Source organism: Pseudomonas sp. TH34, from assembly GCF_016650865.1.
Lineage (GTDB): Bacteria > Pseudomonadota > Gammaproteobacteria > Pseudomonadales > Pseudomonadaceae > Aquipseudomonas > Aquipseudomonas yamanorum.
In genome coordinates, this window is the sequence record NZ_JAEKFB010000031.1 from 252,623 (window position 1) to 271,877 (window position 19,255).

General features: G+C 61.4%; 15 protein-coding genes and 1 tRNA gene. 5 read left to right on the plus strand and 11 right to left on the minus strand.

Annotation, left to right across the window (positions count from 1 at the left end; all coding sequences use genetic code 11):
• Positions 1-4 precede the first annotated feature (4 nt).
• From JFU58_RS24165 to JFU58_RS24175, 3 genes are read right to left on the minus strand one after another with little or no spacing between them, the layout of a single operon-like run.
• A complete protein-coding gene (locus JFU58_RS24165; RefSeq protein WP_201142567.1) occupies positions 5-1,432 on the minus strand; it encodes an efflux transporter outer membrane subunit in 1,428 nt (475 codons plus the stop codon).
• Positions 1,425-2,606, minus strand: a complete 1,182-nt coding sequence (locus JFU58_RS24170; RefSeq protein WP_201142568.1) for an efflux RND transporter periplasmic adaptor subunit — start codon at positions 2,604-2,606, stop codon at positions 1,425-1,427. Before JFU58_RS24170 ends, JFU58_RS24165 begins: the two co-directional genes overlap by 8 nt.
• A 1-nt stretch (position 2,607) precedes the next feature.
• Complete coding sequence (locus JFU58_RS24175; protein ID WP_201142569.1) at positions 2,608-5,796, minus strand: efflux RND transporter permease subunit; 3,189 nt, start codon at positions 5,794-5,796, stop codon at positions 2,608-2,610.
• Between the two features lie 309 nt (positions 5,797-6,105).
• On the opposite strand from JFU58_RS24175, the gene JFU58_RS24180 reads away from it, so the two are divergent.
• The gene (locus JFU58_RS24180; RefSeq protein ID WP_017478718.1) at positions 6,106-6,492 is read left to right on the plus strand and encodes a MarR family winged helix-turn-helix transcriptional regulator; all 387 of its coding nucleotides are present in this window, start codon (positions 6,106-6,108) and stop codon (positions 6,490-6,492) included.
• A gap of 1,111 nt (positions 6,493-7,603) precedes the next feature.
• On the opposite strand, the gene JFU58_RS24185 is transcribed toward JFU58_RS24180, so the two are convergent.
• Complete coding sequence (locus JFU58_RS24185) at positions 7,604-7,984, minus strand: hypothetical protein (RefSeq protein WP_201142570.1); 381 nt, start codon at positions 7,982-7,984, stop codon at positions 7,604-7,606.
• Between the two features lie 134 nt (positions 7,985-8,118).
• Here JFU58_RS24185 and mug point away from each other — a divergent pair, with 134 nt between their 5' ends.
• Complete coding sequence (mug, locus tag JFU58_RS24190; protein WP_201142571.1) at positions 8,119-8,634, plus strand: G/U mismatch-specific DNA glycosylase; 516 nt, start codon at positions 8,119-8,121, stop codon at positions 8,632-8,634.
• Here the strand turns inward: mug and JFU58_RS24195 are convergent.
• The 4 genes from JFU58_RS24195 to JFU58_RS24210 are packed head-to-tail and all read right to left on the minus strand — an operon-like array spanning position 8,631 to position 12,810.
• Positions 8,631-9,749: an agmatine deiminase family protein gene (locus JFU58_RS24195; protein ID WP_201142572.1), complete on the minus strand. Its 1,119-nt coding sequence runs from the start codon at positions 9,747-9,749 to the stop codon at positions 8,631-8,633. The genes mug and JFU58_RS24195 overlap by 4 nt on opposite strands.
• Positions 9,750-9,769: 20 nt before the next feature.
• Positions 9,770-10,858, minus strand: coding sequence for an extracellular solute-binding protein (locus tag JFU58_RS24200; protein WP_093199925.1), 1,089 nt, complete (start codon positions 10,856-10,858; stop codon positions 9,770-9,772).
• Between the two features lies 1 nt (position 10,859).
• Positions 10,860-11,753: an N-carbamoylputrescine amidase gene (gene aguB / locus JFU58_RS24205; protein WP_201142573.1), complete on the minus strand. Its 894-nt coding sequence runs from the start codon at positions 11,751-11,753 to the stop codon at positions 10,860-10,862.
• 4 nt (positions 11,754-11,757) lie between these two features.
• A complete protein-coding gene (locus JFU58_RS24210) occupies positions 11,758-12,810 on the minus strand; it encodes an agmatine deiminase family protein (protein ID WP_201142574.1) in 1,053 nt (350 codons plus the stop codon).
• Positions 12,811-12,944: 134 nt separating this feature from the next.
• Here JFU58_RS24210 and JFU58_RS24215 point away from each other — a divergent pair, with 134 nt between their 5' ends.
• Entirely contained in the window at positions 12,945-13,814 is an 870-nt protein-coding gene (locus JFU58_RS24215; protein ID WP_017476211.1) for a LysR substrate-binding domain-containing protein, read from the plus strand.
• Here the strand turns inward: JFU58_RS24215 and JFU58_RS24220 are convergent.
• Positions 13,811-15,856, minus strand: a complete 2,046-nt coding sequence (locus JFU58_RS24220) for a prolyl oligopeptidase family serine peptidase (protein WP_201142575.1) — start codon at positions 15,854-15,856, stop codon at positions 13,811-13,813. The two genes, JFU58_RS24215 and JFU58_RS24220, sit on opposite strands and share 4 nt — an antisense overlap.
• Positions 15,857-16,008: 152 nt before the next feature.
• Between JFU58_RS24220 and JFU58_RS24225 the strand changes: the two genes are divergently transcribed.
• The gene (locus JFU58_RS24225; RefSeq protein ID WP_201142576.1) at positions 16,009-16,272 is read left to right on the plus strand and encodes an Ada metal-binding domain-containing protein; all 264 of its coding nucleotides are present in this window, start codon (positions 16,009-16,011) and stop codon (positions 16,270-16,272) included.
• Between the two features lie 64 nt (positions 16,273-16,336).
• Here JFU58_RS24225 and JFU58_RS24230 read toward each other — a convergent pair.
• A tRNA-Asn gene (locus tag JFU58_RS24230) sits at positions 16,337-16,412 on the minus strand.
• A 175-nt stretch (positions 16,413-16,587) separates the two neighbouring features.
• Between JFU58_RS24230 and JFU58_RS24235 the strand changes: the two genes are divergently transcribed.
• Positions 16,588-17,970 (plus strand): glycerophosphodiester phosphodiesterase family protein, encoded by a 1,383-nt coding sequence (locus tag JFU58_RS24235; protein ID WP_201142577.1) that lies wholly within the window; start codon positions 16,588-16,590, stop codon positions 17,968-17,970.
• 42 nt (positions 17,971-18,012) lie between these two features.
• On the opposite strand, the gene JFU58_RS24240 is transcribed toward JFU58_RS24235, so the two are convergent.
• On the minus strand, positions 18,013-19,245 hold the full coding sequence (locus JFU58_RS24240; protein WP_201142578.1) for a CaiB/BaiF CoA transferase family protein: 1,233 nt from the start codon (positions 19,243-19,245) through the stop codon (positions 18,013-18,015).
• Between the last annotated feature and the right edge of the window lie 10 nt (positions 19,246-19,255).

The following is a 19,255-nucleotide window of genomic DNA, read 5'->3' on the forward strand; positions in this document are numbered from 1 at the left end:
GCCCCTACAGGTTCTTTTGGGCCAGTTGGGCAATATTCCAGCCGCCACCCAGTGCCTTGATCAGCCCTACGTTGGCGCTTAACTGTTGAGTCTGTAGATCCAGCACAGTTCGCTGCGCCTGCAACGACGCTACCTGCGCCGTCACCACATCCAGGTACGCCGCGCCGCCCTGGCGATAGCGCGCCAGGGACAAGTCCTCGGCGTACTGCGCCGCAGCGGCGGCATCGCGCTGATCCACCAGGGCGGTGTCGAGCCCGGAGATGATCGACAGGTTGTTCTCCACCTGCTCGAACGCGGTCAACACTACACCACGATACTTGGCCGCGGCTTCATCGGTTGCCGCCTTGGCACTGTCGACTCCGGCCTGGCGCGCGCCGCCGTCAAAAATTGTCCCCACCAGCGACGGGCCAATGGCCCAGAAGATGTTGGGCGCACTCAACAAATGCGCGAACTCATCACTCTGGAAGCCGCCTTGGGCACTCAGGGTGAGGGCCGGGAACCAGGCGGCTTTCGCGACGCCTATGCGTGCATTGGCCGAGGCAATCCGGCGCTCGGCAGCGGCGATATCCGGCCGACGCTGCAACAGCGTAGACGGTACACCGGTGGGCACGCCGGGCAAGGCGATGTCCGCAACGCTGGGGGCAATCGCGTAGGTCGATGCGGACTCACCCAGCATCGCCGCTATCGAGTGTTCGAGCACTGCACGCTGCACCAAATTCTGGCTCAGTTGCGATTTGACCGTCGACAGTTGGGTACGCGCCCGCGCTACGTCCAGGCCGGAAACGATACCGCCGCCGTGCAAGCCTTCGGTCAGGCTCAGAGCCTTGGCATAGGCATCGCTGGTTTCCTGCAGCAACTGGTCTTGCCGGTCGATGCCACGCAGGCGGATGTAGCTGTCGGCCAATTGCGCCTGCAAGCTCAGACGTACTGAGGCCAGGTCAGCCTTGGCGGCCTGGGCGTCGCTGGTGCCGGCGGCAACGGTGTCGCGCACACGGCCCCAGAGGTCGACTTCATAGTCCAGTTCTACCCCCACGGTGCCGGAGTCATAGACATTCGGCGGGCTGGCCGAGCGCAGTGGCCGGGTGTCCGACTGGCGAATGCGCTGGGCATTGCTGGAACCGATCAGTTTTGGAAACAGCCCGGATTGTGCCTGGGCCAAAAACGCCTGGGCCTGGGAATAGTGAGCCAGTGCCGCGCTCAAGTCCGGGTTGCTTTGCAGCAACTGCTGCTCCATGGCGTCCAGTTGCGGGTCCTTGTAGATGTGCCACCAACCGTCGCGACTCGCCTGGTCGTTCGGCGTGCCGACGGTCCACGGGCCCTGGGTATGGAACTGCGCGGCAATAGGTACCTCCGGCACGTCCAGCGGCGGCGCCAGATGGCAGGCGCCCAGGCCCAGGGTCGCGACCAATACCAGGCAAGTGCGCTTAGCCATGGGGTTTGACCTCTGTAGTGTTGGCGACCAATTGCACCGAGTCGTCGTCGGCCAGGCCGTCGGGCGGGGTGTCGATCACCCGGTCAGTGGCGACGAGGCCACTGCCGATTTCCACGCTGTCACCAAAGTCCCGGGCGATGGTCACGGTCTTGAAGTGCACATGATTATTCGCGTCGAGAGTGGCCACGCGCATGCCCTTGTCATCGAACACCAGGGCGCTGGCAGGCAGGCGCAGCACGTCGGTCTGCACCGGCAAGGTGAACTGCACGCTGGTGTAGCCGCCCGGCAACAGGCGGCTGCCGGGGTTGTCCACCAGCAGTTGCACCAGGGTGCTGCCGGACGCGGCGTTCACCGCATCCGCAGTAGCGATCACCTTGGCGTTGAAGGTTTCACCGCGATACTCCGGCACGCTCAGACGTGCCACGGTGCCCACTTGGATCTGCGGCGCCGACGACTGCGGCACCTGCACATACACTCGCAGGCGGCTGACGTCAGAGACCGCGAACAGCTCTTTACCGGTGGCACCGCCGGCACTGATCAGCGCCCCCACATCGGTGGAGCGCGCGGTGACCACGCCGGCGAACGGTGCGGTCAACCGCTGGAAGCCCTTGGTGGCAATCAACTGGTCGACGTTGGCCTTGGCCGCGACCACTTTGGCCTGCTTGGCGGTGAGGTCGCCGGTTCGCTCATCCACGTCCTGGCGCGACACCGAATCCGAAGCCAGCATCGCCTGCCAGCGCTTGGCGGTGGTCTGCGCCAGCGACTCGTCGGCCTGGGCTGAAGCCAGCACGGCCTTGGCTTGCAGCAGTTGCTGATCGAGCTCCGGCGTGTCGATTTCGGCCAGCAGTTGCCCGGCCTTTACGTGATCGCCGATGTCGACGTTCCAGGTCTTGAGGTAGCCATTGACCCGGGCAAAGATCGACGCCCGGGAGTACGCCTCAAGGCGCCCCGGCAAATTCAGGATCGGCCCTTGGGGCTGCACGCTCGGGGTGATCAGGATCACGCTGGGCAAAGCCTGGGCGTCGGTCCAGGTTTTCAGGTCGCGGGATTCGCTGGCGCGCACGCCGATGCCAAACACCACCACGGCGACCAGTACTACCAGCCCCAGCACCAGCCAGAGCAGACCACGGGATTTACGGCGGGGTGAACCCGGATTGGAAACGGAAGTGGACATGTCAAACCCCTTGAGTGGCGGTGGTCGCAAGCGTGGCGTGCTGACGCCGCCCGTGCACAAGACTGAAAATCAGCGGAACCAGGAACAGCGTGGCAATGGTGGCGAAGGCCAACCCGCCGATGACCGCACGGCCCAGCGGAGCGTTCTGTTCGCCGCCCTCCCCCAGGCTCAGGGCCATCGGCGCCATGCCGATGATCATCGAAATCGCGGTCATCAATACCGGACGCAGACGGGTAAAGCCGGCTTCAAGCGCCGCCTGCACCGCATCCCCGTGCACGGCCAGGCGTTCGCGGCAGAAGCTGACTACGAGAATAGCGTTGGCGGTGGCCACGCCCATGCACATGATCGCCCCGGTCAAGGCCGGTACCGACAGCGGCGTGTGGGTGATGAACAGCATCCACACAATGCCCGCGAGCGCCGCCGGCAAGGCGGTGATGATCACGAACGGGTCAACCCAGGACTGGAAGTTGACCACGATCAGCAGGTAGATCAGCACCACGGCGCCGAGCAGGCCAAACAGCAAGCCACTGAAGGCTGCGTTCATGGTTTGCACCTGGCCCTGCAACAGCACCTTGGAACCGGTGGGCACCTCGCTGGCGTGGGCGGCGAGGATTTTCTGGATGTCGGCGGCGACGGCGCCGAGGTCGCGGCCCTGGATCGCGGTCAACACCTCCACCACCGGCTGGATATCCGATTGGGTCACCACAGAGTTGCTGTGGCTGCGGTCGATGGAAGCCAGGCCGCCGAGGGTCTGGTCCGCTGCCGCACCGGCACTGCCGCTCAACGGCAGGTTATGCAACGCGGCCAGGGTGTCGAGGCCGTATTGCGGGGTTTGCATCACAATCGGGTAGGACACGCCGTTGGCCGGGTTGAGCCAGAACGTCGGCGCCACCTGGCTGGAACCGGCGAGGTTAACCACCAGGCTGTTGGTCACGTCACGCTCGTTCAGGCCCACCAGTTGGGCTTGAGTGCGGTCCACGTTGATATTGAAGGTCGGCAGCTGCCGCGACTGCTGGATACGCGCATCCACCACCCCCGGCACCCGCCGGATTTCCCGCAGCAACGTGCTGGCATAGGTGAAGTTGGCTGGCAGGTTATTGCCGCTGACTTGCACATCCACCGGCGCGGAAGAACCGAAGTTGAGGATCTGCCCGACGATGTCCGATGCCGGGAACGAGAACACCGCACTCGGGAATTCGCGAGGCAGTCGTTCCCGCAGTTCGCGCATGTATTCGGCGGTGGGACGATGGCCCTCTTTCAGGCTGATCTGGATATCGCTGTCCTGGGAGCCCACGGTGCCGGTGTTGTTATAGGCCACGTTGATCCCGCTGATGGCCAGGCCGATGTTATCGACGATAGCCGCCAGCTCCTGGGGCTCAATCACTTTATGAATGGTGTTTTCGATCTGCGACACCAGCCGCGCATTGCTTTCGACCCGTGTGCCAATCGGTGCACGCACATGCAGCAGGATCTGCCCGGAGTCGACCTCGGGGAAGAAGTTGCGACCCAGAAACGGCACCAGCGCAAACGACACGGCGACAAACGCCAGCAGCGCGATTACCACGATACGGCGGTGATGCAAGGCACTCTCCAGTGCCCCGTGGTAAACCCCGCGAAACGCCTCGAACTGGCGCTCGAACCCGCGCTGGAATTTCACCAACGGGTTACTCGACGGCGCGACCACCGGCGTGCCGTCGGCATGATGTTCGTGAGGCTTGAGCAGGTAATTGGCGAGGGTCGGCACCAGGGTTCGGGAGAGGATGAACGAGGCGATCATCGCGAAGATCACCGCTTCCGCCATCGGCACAAACAGGAAGCGCGCCACGCCTTCCAGGAAAAACATCGGCACGAACACAATGCAGATACACAGCAGCGACACGAACGCCGGCGTCACGATCTGCGCCGCACCGTCGAGGATCGCCGTCTCCACCGGCTTGCCCTGCTCCAAGTGCCAGTTTATGTTCTCAATGGTCACCGTGGCGTCGTCCACCAGAATCCCCACGGCCAATGCCAGGCCGCCGAGGGTCATGATGTTGAGGGTTTCGCCGAGCGCCGACAGCGTGGCAATCGACGACAGGATGGCCAGCGGAATCGAGGTAGCGATGATCACCGTGGAGCGCCAACTGCCGAGGAACAACAGGATCATCAGGCTGGTCAGCGCCGCTGCAATCACGCCCTCACGGGCCACACCGCTGATGGCCGAACGCACGAACAGCGACTGGTCGCCGATCAGATCGATGTTCAGGTTGGGCGGCAACGCGCCTTTATTGTCGGCCAGTTTGTCCTTGATCCCGGCAATCACCCCGAGGGTCGACGCCGAACCGGTCTTGAGCACCGGCAGCAACACGGAACGGTTGCCGTTGACGTGCACGATGTTGGTCTGCGGCGGGTTGCCGTCACGGACGGTGGCCACGTCACGAATCAATACGGTAGTGCCGTCAGCGGTCTTGATCGGCAGGTTTTCCAGGTCGTGGAAATCCGTCGGCGAGTTGTTCAGTTGCAGGTTGAACTCGTAGCTGCCGATCTTTTGCGTGCCTATCGGGGTGATCAGGTTCTGCGTAGCGAGGGCAGTGGCCACGTCTTGCGCCGACAGCCCGCGCGCCTGCATCCGCGCCGAGTCGAGGTCGATCTGCACCTGGCGGGTCTTGCCGCCGAAGGGGTATGGGAGTGCCGCACCGGGCACTGTGGTCAGCATCAGGCGTACGGTGTTGAGGCCCAGGTCGCCCAGCCTCTGTTCGGTGAGGCCTTTGCCGGACAATGCCAGTTGCACGATCGGCACCGTCGAGGCGCTGTAGTTGAGTACCAGCGGCGGCGTGGTGCCCGGCGGCAGTTGGCGCAGGATGGCCTGGGACACCGACGTCACTTGTGCGTTGGCCGTACTGATATTGACCCCCGGCTGGAAGTACACCTTGACGATGCCGAAGCCGTTCAACGACTCCGCCTCGATATGGCGGATGTCGTTGACCGTGGTGGTCAGCACCCGCTCGAACGGCGAGGTGATCCGGCCGGCCATCTGATCCGGAGGCAAGCCGGTGTACTGCCAGATCACGGCAATCACAGGAATGCGAATTTCGGGGAAGATGTCGGTCGGGGTACGCCAGGCCGCGAGCGGGCCCACAATCAGAATGAAAATAGCCAATACCAGGAAGGTATAGGGGCGCCGCAATGCGATGCGCACGAGGTTGAGCATAGATGTGATCCAGACAGGAAGTTGATGACTGAAGGAGGTACCAAACAGCGCTTCCCTCCTGCCCCGCCCGTCTGTAATCCGGGCCAACTGCACTGACATCCGGTCAAAATAGAGGCATATGCCACGATATAGCGTTTAGAGGCATACGCAACTAATTTGTTGCTACATGTGTCAATATTCATCTTGCCGGATTAACGTTCGGTTAACCCTTTAGCTGTAGCGAGTGATCAGCCTGTGAAATGCGCACCGCCCGTCCTCAATAGTCCCAGCACCTGTTCCAATGGAGCCGTGCGTCGTGCGTCCCGGCGGATGGCGCAAATCTATGATGAGGCGTTTTTGCCGTTTGGGCTGAAGGCCACTCAGTATTCGTTGATGAACCACATTGCCAATGGGGACGCGCCCAAAATGCGTGACTTGGCGCAGTCGTTGGTGATGGATTTGTCGGCCCTGGGGCATACGCTCAAGCCGCTGGTGCGGGATGGGCTGGTGGTGTTGCGGGTGGATGAGTTGGACCGCCGTAGCCGGAGGGTGCTGTTGACCGATGCGGGGCAGCGTAAGTACGAGGAGGCGCGGGTGGTGTCCAGGCAGATGGCGGTGCGGTTTGATGAGGTGTTTGGGGCTGAGGCGGCTTGCGAGTTGCGCAAGGCCATGGACTTTATTGCGTCTGATGAGTTTGCTCGGGCGTTGTTGGGTTAGGGGGTATATCCGTTATTTAGGTAACGGCTGCCTATGGTTCCGCTCTTACAGCGGCTCACTTTTGAACAGCGCAAAAGTAAGCAAAACGCTCTTGCCCCACCACTCGGCACCTCGCCTAGGCTCGGTGTGCCCTCACTCCGGCTTTGGACCGTGGGCCGCCGTCATGGGCCATCCCTGGCCCAGGACGGCTAACCTGGCGTCCTGCCAGGTTACCCACGCTCCAAAGCCTGCGTTCGGCCAGCGTGGTTTAACGGGGCGCCTAAGATCAAGATCAAGATCAAAAGCAAGAGCACAGCGGCCTCCCGGCCGGCTTGAGTGTTGAAGAGCAAAATCAAAAGCTAAAGCGGGCACGGTCCAAATGTGGGAGCTGGCTTGCCTGCGATGGCATCAACTGGGTGTACCTGATGTACCGAGTTGTCTGCATCGCAGGCAAGCCAGCTCCCACAGAAAAGCATATCTTCTTTTGCTCTGGATCTTGCCTTTGCTTTTAACACTCAAGCCGGCCGGGAGGCCGCTGTGCTTTGGCTTTTGATCTTGATCTTAGGCGCCCCGTCAACCACGATGGCCGCAAGTAGGCACGGTGGAGCGGGTAAATCGGCAAGGATGCCGATTTAGCCGCGCCGGGCCATGGATGGCCCGTCGCGGCGGCCCGCGGAACCGGGCCGGAGTGCGGGCATGCCGAGCCTAGGCGAGGCACCGAGTGGTGGGGCAAAGACCTTTTGGTTACTTTTGGGGCGTTTGCCAAAAGTGACCCGCTGTAAGAGCGGAACCATAAGCCGCCGTTACCGAAGAAATGGATATGTACGCAGGAATCCCCCCCGCGAAGCCAAGAAATCCCCCCAATCCCAACTAAGCTCACCCACAACAAAAACAACACCGAGCGCCCTTCAACAAAGCAAAAAGCCTGCCCCAGGAAAGAGGCACCCACAACTTCCTGGGCCTGGAACAATTCAAAGGCAACTACATACTGATCGACTACCCGGCCCAGCGCTTTTGCGTGGTGCCGCCCGGCCAGTGGACAAGCCGATGATTTACACCCCCACCTCAACACCCCATCCGCTCTTCGATCCATCGCAATTTGACGCGAATGAACGATCTCATCAGCACCGCCTCACTGCGCTGCTTTCTTGAGCCCATACCACTCTTCAAATCTCTTGATCTCGCTTTCCGACAGGGGCACCGCGGGCCTGGTTTCTGCCTTCGAAAACGGGTCGATCAACACCATCTTCCTGACGTGTTTCGGGCGGTCGCGGCTGCTGGTGGGATACAAGCCTTCATCCAGGCATTTATCCCGCATCGCCTGGCTAGACAAGCCCTGGCAACCGCTGCCATTGGACAGGGCCCGGGCTTCGCAAATGGCCTTGCCGTCCGGGTTTTTCAAGTCGACGCAGCCGAGAGAGCCAAAGGCGTGTCCCAGTACCGATGCGGGGTCATCGGCGTGAGCGGCGACTGACAGGAGGATGAGCGTAAAGGTGAACGCCGTGCTTTTCATAGTGAGCCTCAACCGTCCTTGGAAGAAGCCAGCGTATCAGCCGTATGTGACAACTTTCGCGACTTAATCTATAGGCCAGATCGCTCCCCTGTGTTATTCCGAAGGTTGTCGGAGACACTTGCCTGAGACTCAGCATGAACGAAACACTCGAAGACATTCTGACCAAAGACCTGGCCGTGATTTTCTGCGGCATAAACCCCGGCCTGAAGGCCGCCGCCACCGGCCATCACTTCATGGGCAGGAGCAACCGGTTCTGGCGCACGCTGCACCTGGCCGGGTTTACGCCCCATGAAGTGCAGCCGGAAAACGACCGCACGATCCTGCAGTACCAGTGCGGACTGACCACGGTGGTGGAGCGGCCTACAGCCCGGGCGGATCAGTTGTCAGCGGATGAATTCAGGGCGGCAGCGGCGAGTTTTGAACGCAAGATCGCACGTTATGCGCCACGGTATGTGGCGTTTCTGGGAAAGGCAGCCTATAGCGCGTTGAGCGGGCAGAAGCAGATTGCCTGGGGCCTTCAACCGCATCCCCTGGGGCGTGCGGCTGTGTGGGTTCTGCCCAACCCCAGCGGTAGAAACCTGGGCTTCACCCAGGTCCAGTTGGTCGAGGCGTACCGTCGACTGAAGCTGGCATTGGACGCACCGGCCTAAACCAACGGCTGGTGACTGGTCACACAATGAATCCCCCCACCACCCGCCGCGATTGCATCGATATTGAGCTGCACCACCTCGCGCTCCGGGTAGAGCCTGGACAGTAGCTCAAAGGCTTTTGCGTCGGCCAACTTGTCGCCGAACTCGGGTGCGATCACCGCCCCATTGATGACGAAGTAGTTGATATAACCCGGCGCGAAATCCGGATTGTTCCGCCTGAACCGGCTCTTGCGTGGATTAAGCGGCGGCGACACGGTGTGCACCTGCAGCGGCCGGCCGTCCGCATCGGTGGCCTGCTTGAGGATGTCGAGGTGCGCCAGCGTGACCTTGTGATCATAGGATTCGGGGTCGGTGTCGAGGTTGGCAATCACCACGCCTGGCTTGACGAAGCGTGCATAAAAATCGACGTGGGCATCGGTGATGTCTTTGCCCTTGATGCCCGGTAGCCAGATGATCTTGCGCAGGCCCAGGCGTTCCTTCAGCTCGGCCTCGACATCCGCCTTGCTCCAGCCGGGATTGCGGTTGGCATTGATCCAGCTGCTTTCGGTCATGATCCCGGTACCGTGGCCATCCACCTCGATGGCGCCGCCCTCGCCCACCAGTTCGCTGCGAATCGGCTGGGCCTCGGTGACTTCAGCCACCAGGGCGGCCAACTGCGCATCCTCGGCGTGCTGTTGTTTATTGCCCCAGCCATTGAAGTTGAAATCCACGGCGCCCAGCCCGCCCTGGCCATCGATGACAAAATTGGCGCCGGTGTCGCGCATCCAGATGTCGTCCAGCTCCGTGACCACGAATGTGGTGTTGTGGGTGCCGCATTTTTCTTCGGCCAGCACCCGCTCCTCCTCGCGGCAGAACACGGTCACCGGCTCGTGACGGGCGATGGCGCGGGCGATCCGGCCCAGGGCTTCTTGTACGTCAGGCGTGAAGTCCTCGTGAATGGCCTCTTGCGCGCCAAAGGCGATGAACGCTTGCTGATGTTTTTCACCTTCGTCCGGCATGATCCAGCTCCCCTTTTTGGCGGCCTGTACCCAGCCTGGGCCCAACCCGAAAGACGAGGCTGCGCCCAGGGTGGCGACCACCGATACCTGTTTGATGAATTCGCGACGTGTTGCCATAAGTGCCTCTGGAAGTTGAATCATTTGACCGTAGCGGTCTTGAACTTGGTCCAGACCCGCATGCGCGCACGCATGTCCGCCTGGGGAATGTCCTTACCCGGGATCAGGCGCTCGAACGTGGCCTCGTCCGGGTAAATCTGCAGGTTGTTGCGCATCGCCGGGTCCACCTCCGGGCGCGCCTTGGCGTTCGCGGTGGGATAGCCGGTGAAGTTACTGATCGCCGCCATGTTCTCCGGGCGCATCACGAAATTGATAAACGCGTAGGCGTACTCCGGATGCCGGGCATCGACCGGGATCGCCATGGTGTCCATCCACACCGTCGTGCCTTCGCGGGGGATGCGATAGTCGAACGTAACCTTTTTGCCGGCAGCATCCGCCGCCCGTTGTGCCTGGGTCATGTCGCCGCTGTAGCCGAGGGACAGGCACAGGTTGCCGTTCACCAGGTCGGTCACCGGTTGCGATTGGAATTTGCGAATGTAGGGCCGCAGCTTGAGCAACAACTCGCTGGCGGCGGCCAGGTCTGCCGGCTTGGCACTGCGTGGGTCACGCCCCAAATAGTTGAGTGCTACCGCCAGCACTTCGTCCGGTGAGTCGATCAGGGAAATCCCGCAGTCGGCGAACCTCGCGGCCAGCTCCGGCTTGAACAACAGGTCGAGGCTGTTGACCGGCGCATCCGGCAGGCGCTGCTTGATTTGCTCGGTGTTGTAGGTCAGGCCGATGGTGCCCCAGGTGTAGGGAACGGTGGCGGTGTTCGAGTAGGTGTAGTGCGTGCGCAGCTTCTGCAAACCGGGCTCGATATCATTCAGGGCGGTGAGCCTGGACTGATCCAGCGGTTGCAGGCTGCCTGCACGCATGAGCCGTTCGCCCACGGTGTCGCCAGGGAAGATCAGGTCATATCCGCTGCCGCCGGCCATCAGCTTGGCCTCCAGGGTTTCGCTGCCGTCCATCACATCGTAGATCACCTTGATCCCGGTTTCGGCGGTAAAACGCGACAACGTGTCCTCGGCGAAGTAATCGGCCCAGTTGTAGAGCTTCAGGGTCTTTTCTTCTGCGTGCAGCGACGGCGCCAGCGCCAGGCAGCAGAGCAACAGCGTGCAAGGCATCTTCATGTCAAAGCCCTCGGTAGGTGTGGTGACCATCCAGACTCAACAGCCCGCCATACATTTCCGGGCGACGGTCGCGGTAGATGCCCCAGGTCAAGCGGTCCTCGCGCATCGCCGCCAGGTCCAGGCGGTGCACCAGCACACCGGTGCTGTCGCGGTCCGCTTCAGCGAGCAACTTGCCCTTGTGATTGCAGATGAAGGACGAGCCGTAGAAGTCCATCTGCAAGGTCGGGTCGGTGGTCGCCACCTCGCGGCCGACACGGTTCGAAGCGACCACCGGCACGAGGTTGGCAGCCGCATGCCCACGCATGGTCATCTGCCAATGGTCCCGGGAATCCAGGGCCGCGCAGCCCGGCTCAGAGCCGATCGCCGTGGGAAACAGCAACACTTCGGCACCCATCAGCGCCAGGCAGCGCGCGGTCTCGGGGAACCACTGATCCCAGCAGATACCTAGGCCGATGCGCCCGAATGCCGTGTCCCAGACCCGAAAGCCGGTATCGCCGGGGCTGAAGTACTCCTTCTCCTGATAACCGATGGCGTTGGGGATATGGGTCTTGCGGTACACCCCGAGTAACTGCCCATCCGCATCGGCCACGCTCAATGAGTTGAAACAGGCATTGCCGGCCTTTTCGAACCAACTGAGGGGCAGCACCACCCCCAGTTCCCGGGCCAGGGCGGCGAAGCGTTTGAGCACCGCGCTGTGCCGGTATTCCTGCGCCAGCGCCAGGTGTTTGTGATGCTGCTCGATGCAAAAATACGGGGTGGCAAACAGCTCCTGCAGCAGGATCACTTGCGCACCTTTGCTGGCCGCATCACGCACCAATTGTTCGGCCAGATCCAGATTCTTGGGCAGGTCCCAGGTGCAGGGCATTTGCGTGACAGCAATCGTCAGTACGGACATGGCATCACCCCTTTACCGGCCAGGCGGGTTGCTGCTGGGTGATGCAATGCACCCCGCCGCCACCATGGGCCAGGTGATTGATCCGTACCGGCACCACCACGCGCCCCGGGAACGCCTGGGCCAATACATCGGCGGCCACCTGGTCGGCGTCAATGCCATCGGCCGGCATGATGATCGCGTCGTTAGCGAGGTAAAAGTTGGTGTAGGAGGCGCAAAACACTTCGGCCTCGGTGTCTACGGCGTCGGTGGCTTCATACAGCTCGATCAGCTCGAAGCGCCGGCCCTGGGCGTCGGTGGCCAACTCCAGGGCCCGGCGATTTTCCCGTACCACCTCGGCGTACACCGAGTGTTTGTCGTGGGTGGCGTCCACCAGCAACACGCCCGGACGGGCGAAGGCGCACACGCCATCCACATGGCCGTCGGTCATGTCGCCGGTCACATGGTCGGGATCCCCTGGCAGCCAGATGGTTTTTTTCACGCCCAGCAAACGCGTGAAGATCGCCTCGATTTCAGCCTTGGTCATCCCAGGGTTACGATTGGAGTTGAGCAACACCGATTCGGTGGTAATCAACGTGCCCTCGCCGTCCACATGAATCGCGCCGCCTTCGTTGCTCAACGGCGTGCCGAAGCATTCCATGCCTATGTGATTGAGCACGCGGCGGGCCAGGCTTTCGTCCAGGTCATGGGCCGACTTGCCACCCCATGCATTGAAGCGCCAGCTCACACCGGCGAGGCCCTGTTGCGGGTGGCACACAAAGCTCGGGCCGGAGTCGCGACACCAACTGTCGTCCACCGCCACTTCGATCAGTGCAATGTTCGGCCCGCACAATGCCCTGGCGCTGGCGACGGCCGAAGGATCGACGATCATTTTCACCGGTTCAAAACGCGCGATGGCATTGGCGACACGGGCAAAGTCCTCCTGCACCAGTGACAACGTAACGCCCCAGCCAGACTCCCAAAGCGCCTGGTTATGCGGCCAGACCATCCACGTCGCCGCATGCCTGGCCCACTCCGCCGGCATCCACCAGCCACTGTCCTGAATTTCATTCTGCTGCATGACAAATACCTTTGAGTTAAGTCATTGTGTTCAATGAAAACTGTCTGCTAGGTCTTGGCATGCATGCTACGGCTGTAAAAACGGGCAAACAAACGATGGATTTTGTGGAAAACTGATTAGAGGAACTTATCAGCATGCTTAACCATTGGCCGCCCTTGGGCACCCTTCGCGGCTTCGAAGCCGCCGCCCGGTTGGGCAGTTTCCACAAGGCCGCCGAGGAACTGCACCTCACCCAATCGGCAATCAGCCAGCAGATTCGCAGCCTTGAGGCGTACCTGGAACAGCCGCTGTTTTTCCGCAGTGGGCGCAGCGTCAGCCTGACCGATGCCGGGCACGATTTCCTCAGCACCACCCAGGCGTTATTGCAGCAATTGGCCGTGGGAGTTCGTCGCCTGGGGCAGTACCGCAAACCCAATCAACTGGTGCTCAACACCACGCCAACCTTCGCCCGCCACTGGTTGTTACCGCGCCTGGAAGATTTCCGCCGCCAGCACCCTGAAGTGGACCTGTGGATATTCAGCACCGACGAAGTCCCGGACATGGCCAGCCAGACCATCGACCTCGCCGTGCGCGACGACATCAGTTCCCAGGCCGAATGCAGCTTCAAGGTGCTGCATGCCGACCGCCTTTTCCCGGCGTGCCATCCGCGCGTGTTGGCACTGCCCAAGGAGCAACGCACCACCCTCCACGGCGAGCGGGAGATGGATTGGAGCCATTGGGCGGTAGAGGCAGGGATTGATGTGGGCCAGAAGGATCAGGGGCTGAATTTCTCTGACCCCGGGCTGTTGCTGGATGCGGCGTGTACGGGGTTGGGGATTGCGCTGGTCAGCCGGTTATTGAGTCGCCAGGCGCTGGAGAGCGGGCTATTGCAGCCGCTGGTAGAGGCAACCATTCGCGGCCCAAACTGGGCCTTGCTGACCCACCGTGACAGCGAGAACAACCCGCTGGCACGGTGCTTCAGTGAATGGTTGATCGGCAATCTGGCCACTGCCGGCGCCGGTTAGCCGCGGCTGACGCTCAACTTCTCCCACAAAAAGCTGTAGACCAGCGCACTCATATGCGCAGCCTGTGCATTGTCCGCCGCCCCGCCGTGCCCACCCTCGATATTTTCGTAGTACGTCACGTCCTTGCCGGCGTCGATCATCTTTGCCGCCAGCTTGCGGGCGTGGGCCGGATGCACGCGGTCATCGCGGGTCGAGGTCAGGAAAAACACCGGTGGGTAGGCCTTCGCCGGATCGAACAGGTGGTACGGCGAAAACGTCTGGATGTACGCCCACTCTTCAGGCTCGTCCGGATTACCGTACTCCCCCATCCACGACGCTCCGGCCAACAAGAGGTGATAGCGCTGCATGTCGAGCAGGGGCACCTGGGAGACGATTGCACCGAACAGTTCAGGGTATTGGGTCAGCATATTGCCGACCAACAGACCACCGTTACTGCCACCCTCCGCGCCCAAGTACCGGGGCGAAGTAATCCCGCGGTCGATCAGGTCACGGGCCACCGCGGCAAAATCTTCATAGGCACGCGGACGGTTTTGCTTGAGTGCCGCCTGGTGCCAGCGAGGACCGTATTCACCGCCACCGCGAATGTTGGCAACCACATACACCCCGCCTTTCGAGAGCCAGGCGCGGCCTACTTCACCGGAGTAATGCGGGGTCAGGGAGTATTCAAAGCCGCCGTAGCCATAGAGCAAGGTCGGCGCCGTGCCGTTGCGCGGCAAGTCTTTCCCGCGCACCACGAAATACGGCACACGGGTGCCATCCCTGGAGACCGCGAAGTGCTGCTCGATCATGTGCTGGCTGGAATCGAAAAATGCCGGCAAGGTTTTCAGTACCTCGGGCGGATGACCGATCTCGGCCAGCGATAAGGTGGTCGGCGTCAGGTAGTCGGTGGTTACCAGCCAGACCGCATCACTGTCGTCGCTGTCCACCGCGCTGGCATACACCGTCCCCATGCCGGGCGCGCCGGTGAACTCGCTGCGCTGCCATCCGTTTGCGCCGGGAGTCAGCACACTGAGGCGATTCTTGACGTGATCCAGTACGTTCAGCACCAGGTGATTCAGCGTCCAGAAAAACCCCGCCAGCGAGGTGCTGTCCGTAGGAGCGAACAGCACGTCGAAATCCCGCTGGCCTGCCATGAAGCGATCAAACCGGATCGCCAGCAACGAGCCGGCCACAAACACCTCATCGAGCGCCCAGTCCTCCCGCAGTTCCAGCAGCAGCCAGTCTTTGTACACCGACTTTTCCGCCGAGTTCGGCGCGTCGATTTTCCTTAACTGGTTGTCGCTGCCCCGCAGGTACAGTTCGTTGTTGTAGAACGCCAGCGTGCGGCTGACGAAGTCACGCTCATGGCCGGGCGTGTCGTCGTGCATCGCCGCGATGTACATATCATCCAGCCTGCCTTCGTAGACAACACGGGCGGCACTCAGCGGCGTACCGCGCTCCCACTGTTTGACGATGCGCGGGTAACCGGAGCGGGTCATCGTCCCTTCACCAAAATCGGTGAAGACATAGACGTTGTCACGGTCGATCCAGCCCAGGCCACCCTTGGACTCGGGCAACTGGAAGCCGTCTTCGACCCAGGTCCTGGTGGCCAGATCAAACTCCCGGGTGACACTCGCATCCGCCCCGCCACGGGACAACGCCAGCAGACAGCGCTGGTAGTCCGGGCGCAAATAGTCAGCACCGTGCCACACCCAGTTTTCGCCTTCGGCGGCGTTCAGTGCATCAAGGTCCAGCAGCGTTTCCCAGGCGGGCTGCGGCTTGCGGTACTCCTCAAGCGTGGTGCGACGCCACAGGCCTCGCGGGTGAGCGGCGTCCATCCAGAAGTTGTAGTAATAGGCGCCGACCTTGTCGACGTGGGGGATGTTGCTGTCCGAGTCCAGCATCTCCAGCACATCGGCCTTGATCTGCTGGAAACTGGCGGAGCGGGCGAGACGGTCTTCGGTCTTGAGGTTCTGGGCCTGTACCCAGTGCATTGATTGCTCGCCTTCGACGTCTTCAAGCCATTGGTAGGGATCGGTGGAGGTTTCGGGAAGTTTTGACATGTTCGAATCCTGTCGAAAAGCAGAAATGGATAGCGTGCCCGACTTTGACCCTTTTTGAGCGATAAAAAAAGCAAGAAACCGGGTGTGCTAGCCGATCTGATCGGCGATACATGGCGGAGGTACCGCAGGTTGCTACGGCAGGAGGACAGGCGATGGCTGACAAAAACATGTGGATGCTGATGGGCGCCGACGCAAAACCCTTCCCAAGCCCCGAGCCGGGAATGCTGGGCGGCCACCGCCGCGCCAAGCGCTATGGAAAGCTCGACTGTCGTGCGGCGCTACGAGCCATTGCGCGTGGCGGCTACGTGAAAAATCGCGTGTTTTTTCTCGATGAAGCGACGGCTATCGCCGCGGGATTTCGTCCTTGTGCGGTGTGCATGCCAGCCGAATATCGCCTGTTTCGAGGGCACGCCTGAATCGAGTGTCTGGGACAAATTCCAGGCAAAAAAAAGCCTGCATTTCTGCAGGCTTTTTACTATCTGGCTCCACGACCTGGACTCGAACCAGGGACCCAATGATTAACAGTCATTTGCTCTACCAACTGAGCTATCGCGGAATGCGCCGTATGTTACTGATTGAAAAGGAGAAGTCAAGCATTCAGTGAGTTTTTTGCTTCACCCAGATGCGCCGCGCTGGAAAATCACCACGCCACTTCCTGTCACGACGCTGTCATACGTCAACGCCAACATCCGTGGATACCCCGCCCCTACCCTCTTCTTGAAGGACGACACATGCACACTCGCTCAGGCCCGCCAGCGGTAAAAACCCTGCTTGCCCGCTTTATCGTCATCGGATGCAGCCTGACAGTGAGCGCGTGTGACAGTGTGACCAGGAGCGCGCCTGTCGCGCCTGCTTCGTTCAAAACCCTGGACGGTGCACCGCCGTTGGTTATCGGCCATCGCGGCCTGCCAGGACTGTACCCGGAAGAAACCCGGGCCTCCTACGAGCATGCCGCCGACGCTGGTGCGGATTCGCTGGAGCTGGACCTGCACATGACCAAGGACTGTGTATTGGTGGCCCGGCACAATCCCTGGTTGAGCGACAACACCAATATCAGCGACGTCGCGAAGACCAATCCAGAAGTTGCACGCCGCAAGCGCACGGTTCCCGGTGTACTGGTTAACGTCAAATATCCCGCCACTGCAGAAAATGGCCCGGCTCAATACCTCAGTGATCTGACGAACCCCAACGATCCAAAATCCGTGTTGAAGTCCTTGATCGTGGATGGCGAAGACCATACCAACGACTGGTCAATCAGCGATTTCACCCTGGCCGAACTCAAGCAATGGATCGGCGGCACGACGTACGACGCCCGCGACGAGCGCCCGACCGAACTCAACGGCAAGCTACCGATCCTGAGTTTCCAGGAAGTGATCGACATCGCAAAAGCCAAAAGCGCCGCCACAGGCCGTGTGATTACCACCTACCCGGAAAGCAAAAACCCGATCTGGAACAACGCCCAGGCCATCGCCAATGGTTGCGGCGCGTCGGGCAGTCATCCGTTCGAAGCGGCGTTTCTCAAGACCCTTAAAGACAACAACCTGAATCGCAAAGACGCGCCGGTGTTTGTGCAGAGCTTTGACCCGAGCAGCCTGAAATACCTGCGCTCTATCGGCCTGCAATCCAGGGCGGTGCAGTTGGTGGATGGGAACGGTGTGAACTTCAAGACCGGCGAGACCATTTTCATCACGGACAAACCCAACACCTTCGTCAGCGGCCGCCCCTACAGCTGGACCGTCGCGGGCGATCCACGTTCCTTTGGTGCGATGCTGACACCGGCCGGGTTGGCCGAGGTCAAGACCTACGCCGACGGCATCGGGCCGTGGAAGCCGCAGGCGATGTCGCTGACCGCTGCTTCAGCACAAACCCCGGGTTTGCCCGAGGTCGACACCTTCAAGCCGACCAGCCTGATCAGCGATGCCCACAAGGCCGGTTTGTTCGTCCATATCTTCACCTTCCGCAACGAAGCGAAGTACCTGGCCGGTGCCTACAAGGGCAATCCGGCGGCCGAATACCTGGCCTTCTTCCGGGCGGGCGTTGACGGTGTATTTACGGACTTCACGCCGACGGCCGTTGCGGCCCGAAACACCTACCTTAAAGAAGTCGCGCGCTAAACAGTCATCAAGGTAAATGGCGGCCTTCGCGGCCGCCATTGCTCAATCCAACTGCTCGATCACCCCGCCCGCCTTGAGCTGCCCCAGTTGCTCTGCCGACAAACCCAGGCGCTCGCCCAGCACTTCATCCGTATGCTGCCCCAACATCGGTGCCGGCCTTACATACTCCACCGGCGTGCCCGACATCTTGATCGGGCTGCCGACCATGGCGAACTCCGGATTCTTGGGATGCGGGATCTTCACCATCAACCCCCGGGCAATCACCTGGGGCTCTTCCAGTGATTGCGCGATGTTGTTGATCGCCCCCACCGGCACCTTCGACGCGTGAATGCTCGCCACCCACTCGTCCGCCGTACGCTGCAGAAAATGCGCCGACAACAGCTCGACAATCTCCACCCGATGCGCAACCCGATCGGCATTACGCCGAAAGCGCGGATCATCCGGCAAGTGCGGCAAGCCTATGCTGTGGCACAGCGCAATAAACTGGCTGTCGTTGCCGCAGGCAATAATGAAATCGCGGTCTGCCGCACGGAACACCTGGTACGGCACGATGTTGGCGTGGGCGTTGCCATACCGCTCCGGCACCTTGCCCGAGGCCAGGTAGTTCATGCTCTGGTTGGCCAGGGTTGCGACCTGTACGTCCAGTAGCGCCATGTCGATGTGTTGGCCGACACCGGTGCGTTCGCGGCTGAGCAGTGCGGCCTGGATGGCGACGGTGGAATACAGTCCGGTCATCAGGTCGGAAAACGCCACGCCGACTTTTTGCGGGCCGCCGCCGGGCAGGTCGTCGCGTTCGCCGGTGATGCTCATCAGGCCGCCGATGCCCTGGATGATGAAGTCGTAGCCGGGCTCTTCGGCACGCGGGCCGGTCTGGCCGAAGCCGGTGATGGAGCAATACACCAGCCGCGGATTGATCTCGGCCAGGGTCGCGTAATCCAGGCCATAACGCGCCAGGGAGCCGGCCTTGTAGTTTTCGATCAGTACGTCGGAGCTGGCCGCCAGGGCTCGCACCAGTTCCTGGCCTTCGGAGGTGGCGAGGTCGATGGCCACGGATAATTTGCCGCGGTTGGTGGACTGGTAATAAGACGCTTGCCCGGACGACTCACCGGTGTCGGTCTTCATCCACGGCGGGCCCCAACCACGGGTGTCGTCACCGCTCTGTGGCCGTTCGATCTTGATCACTTCCGCGCCGAGGTCAGCCAACACCTGGCCACACCAGGGCCCGGCCAATACCCGGCTTAAATCCAGCACCCGCAAACCTGTCAATGCACCCATTATTCTTGTC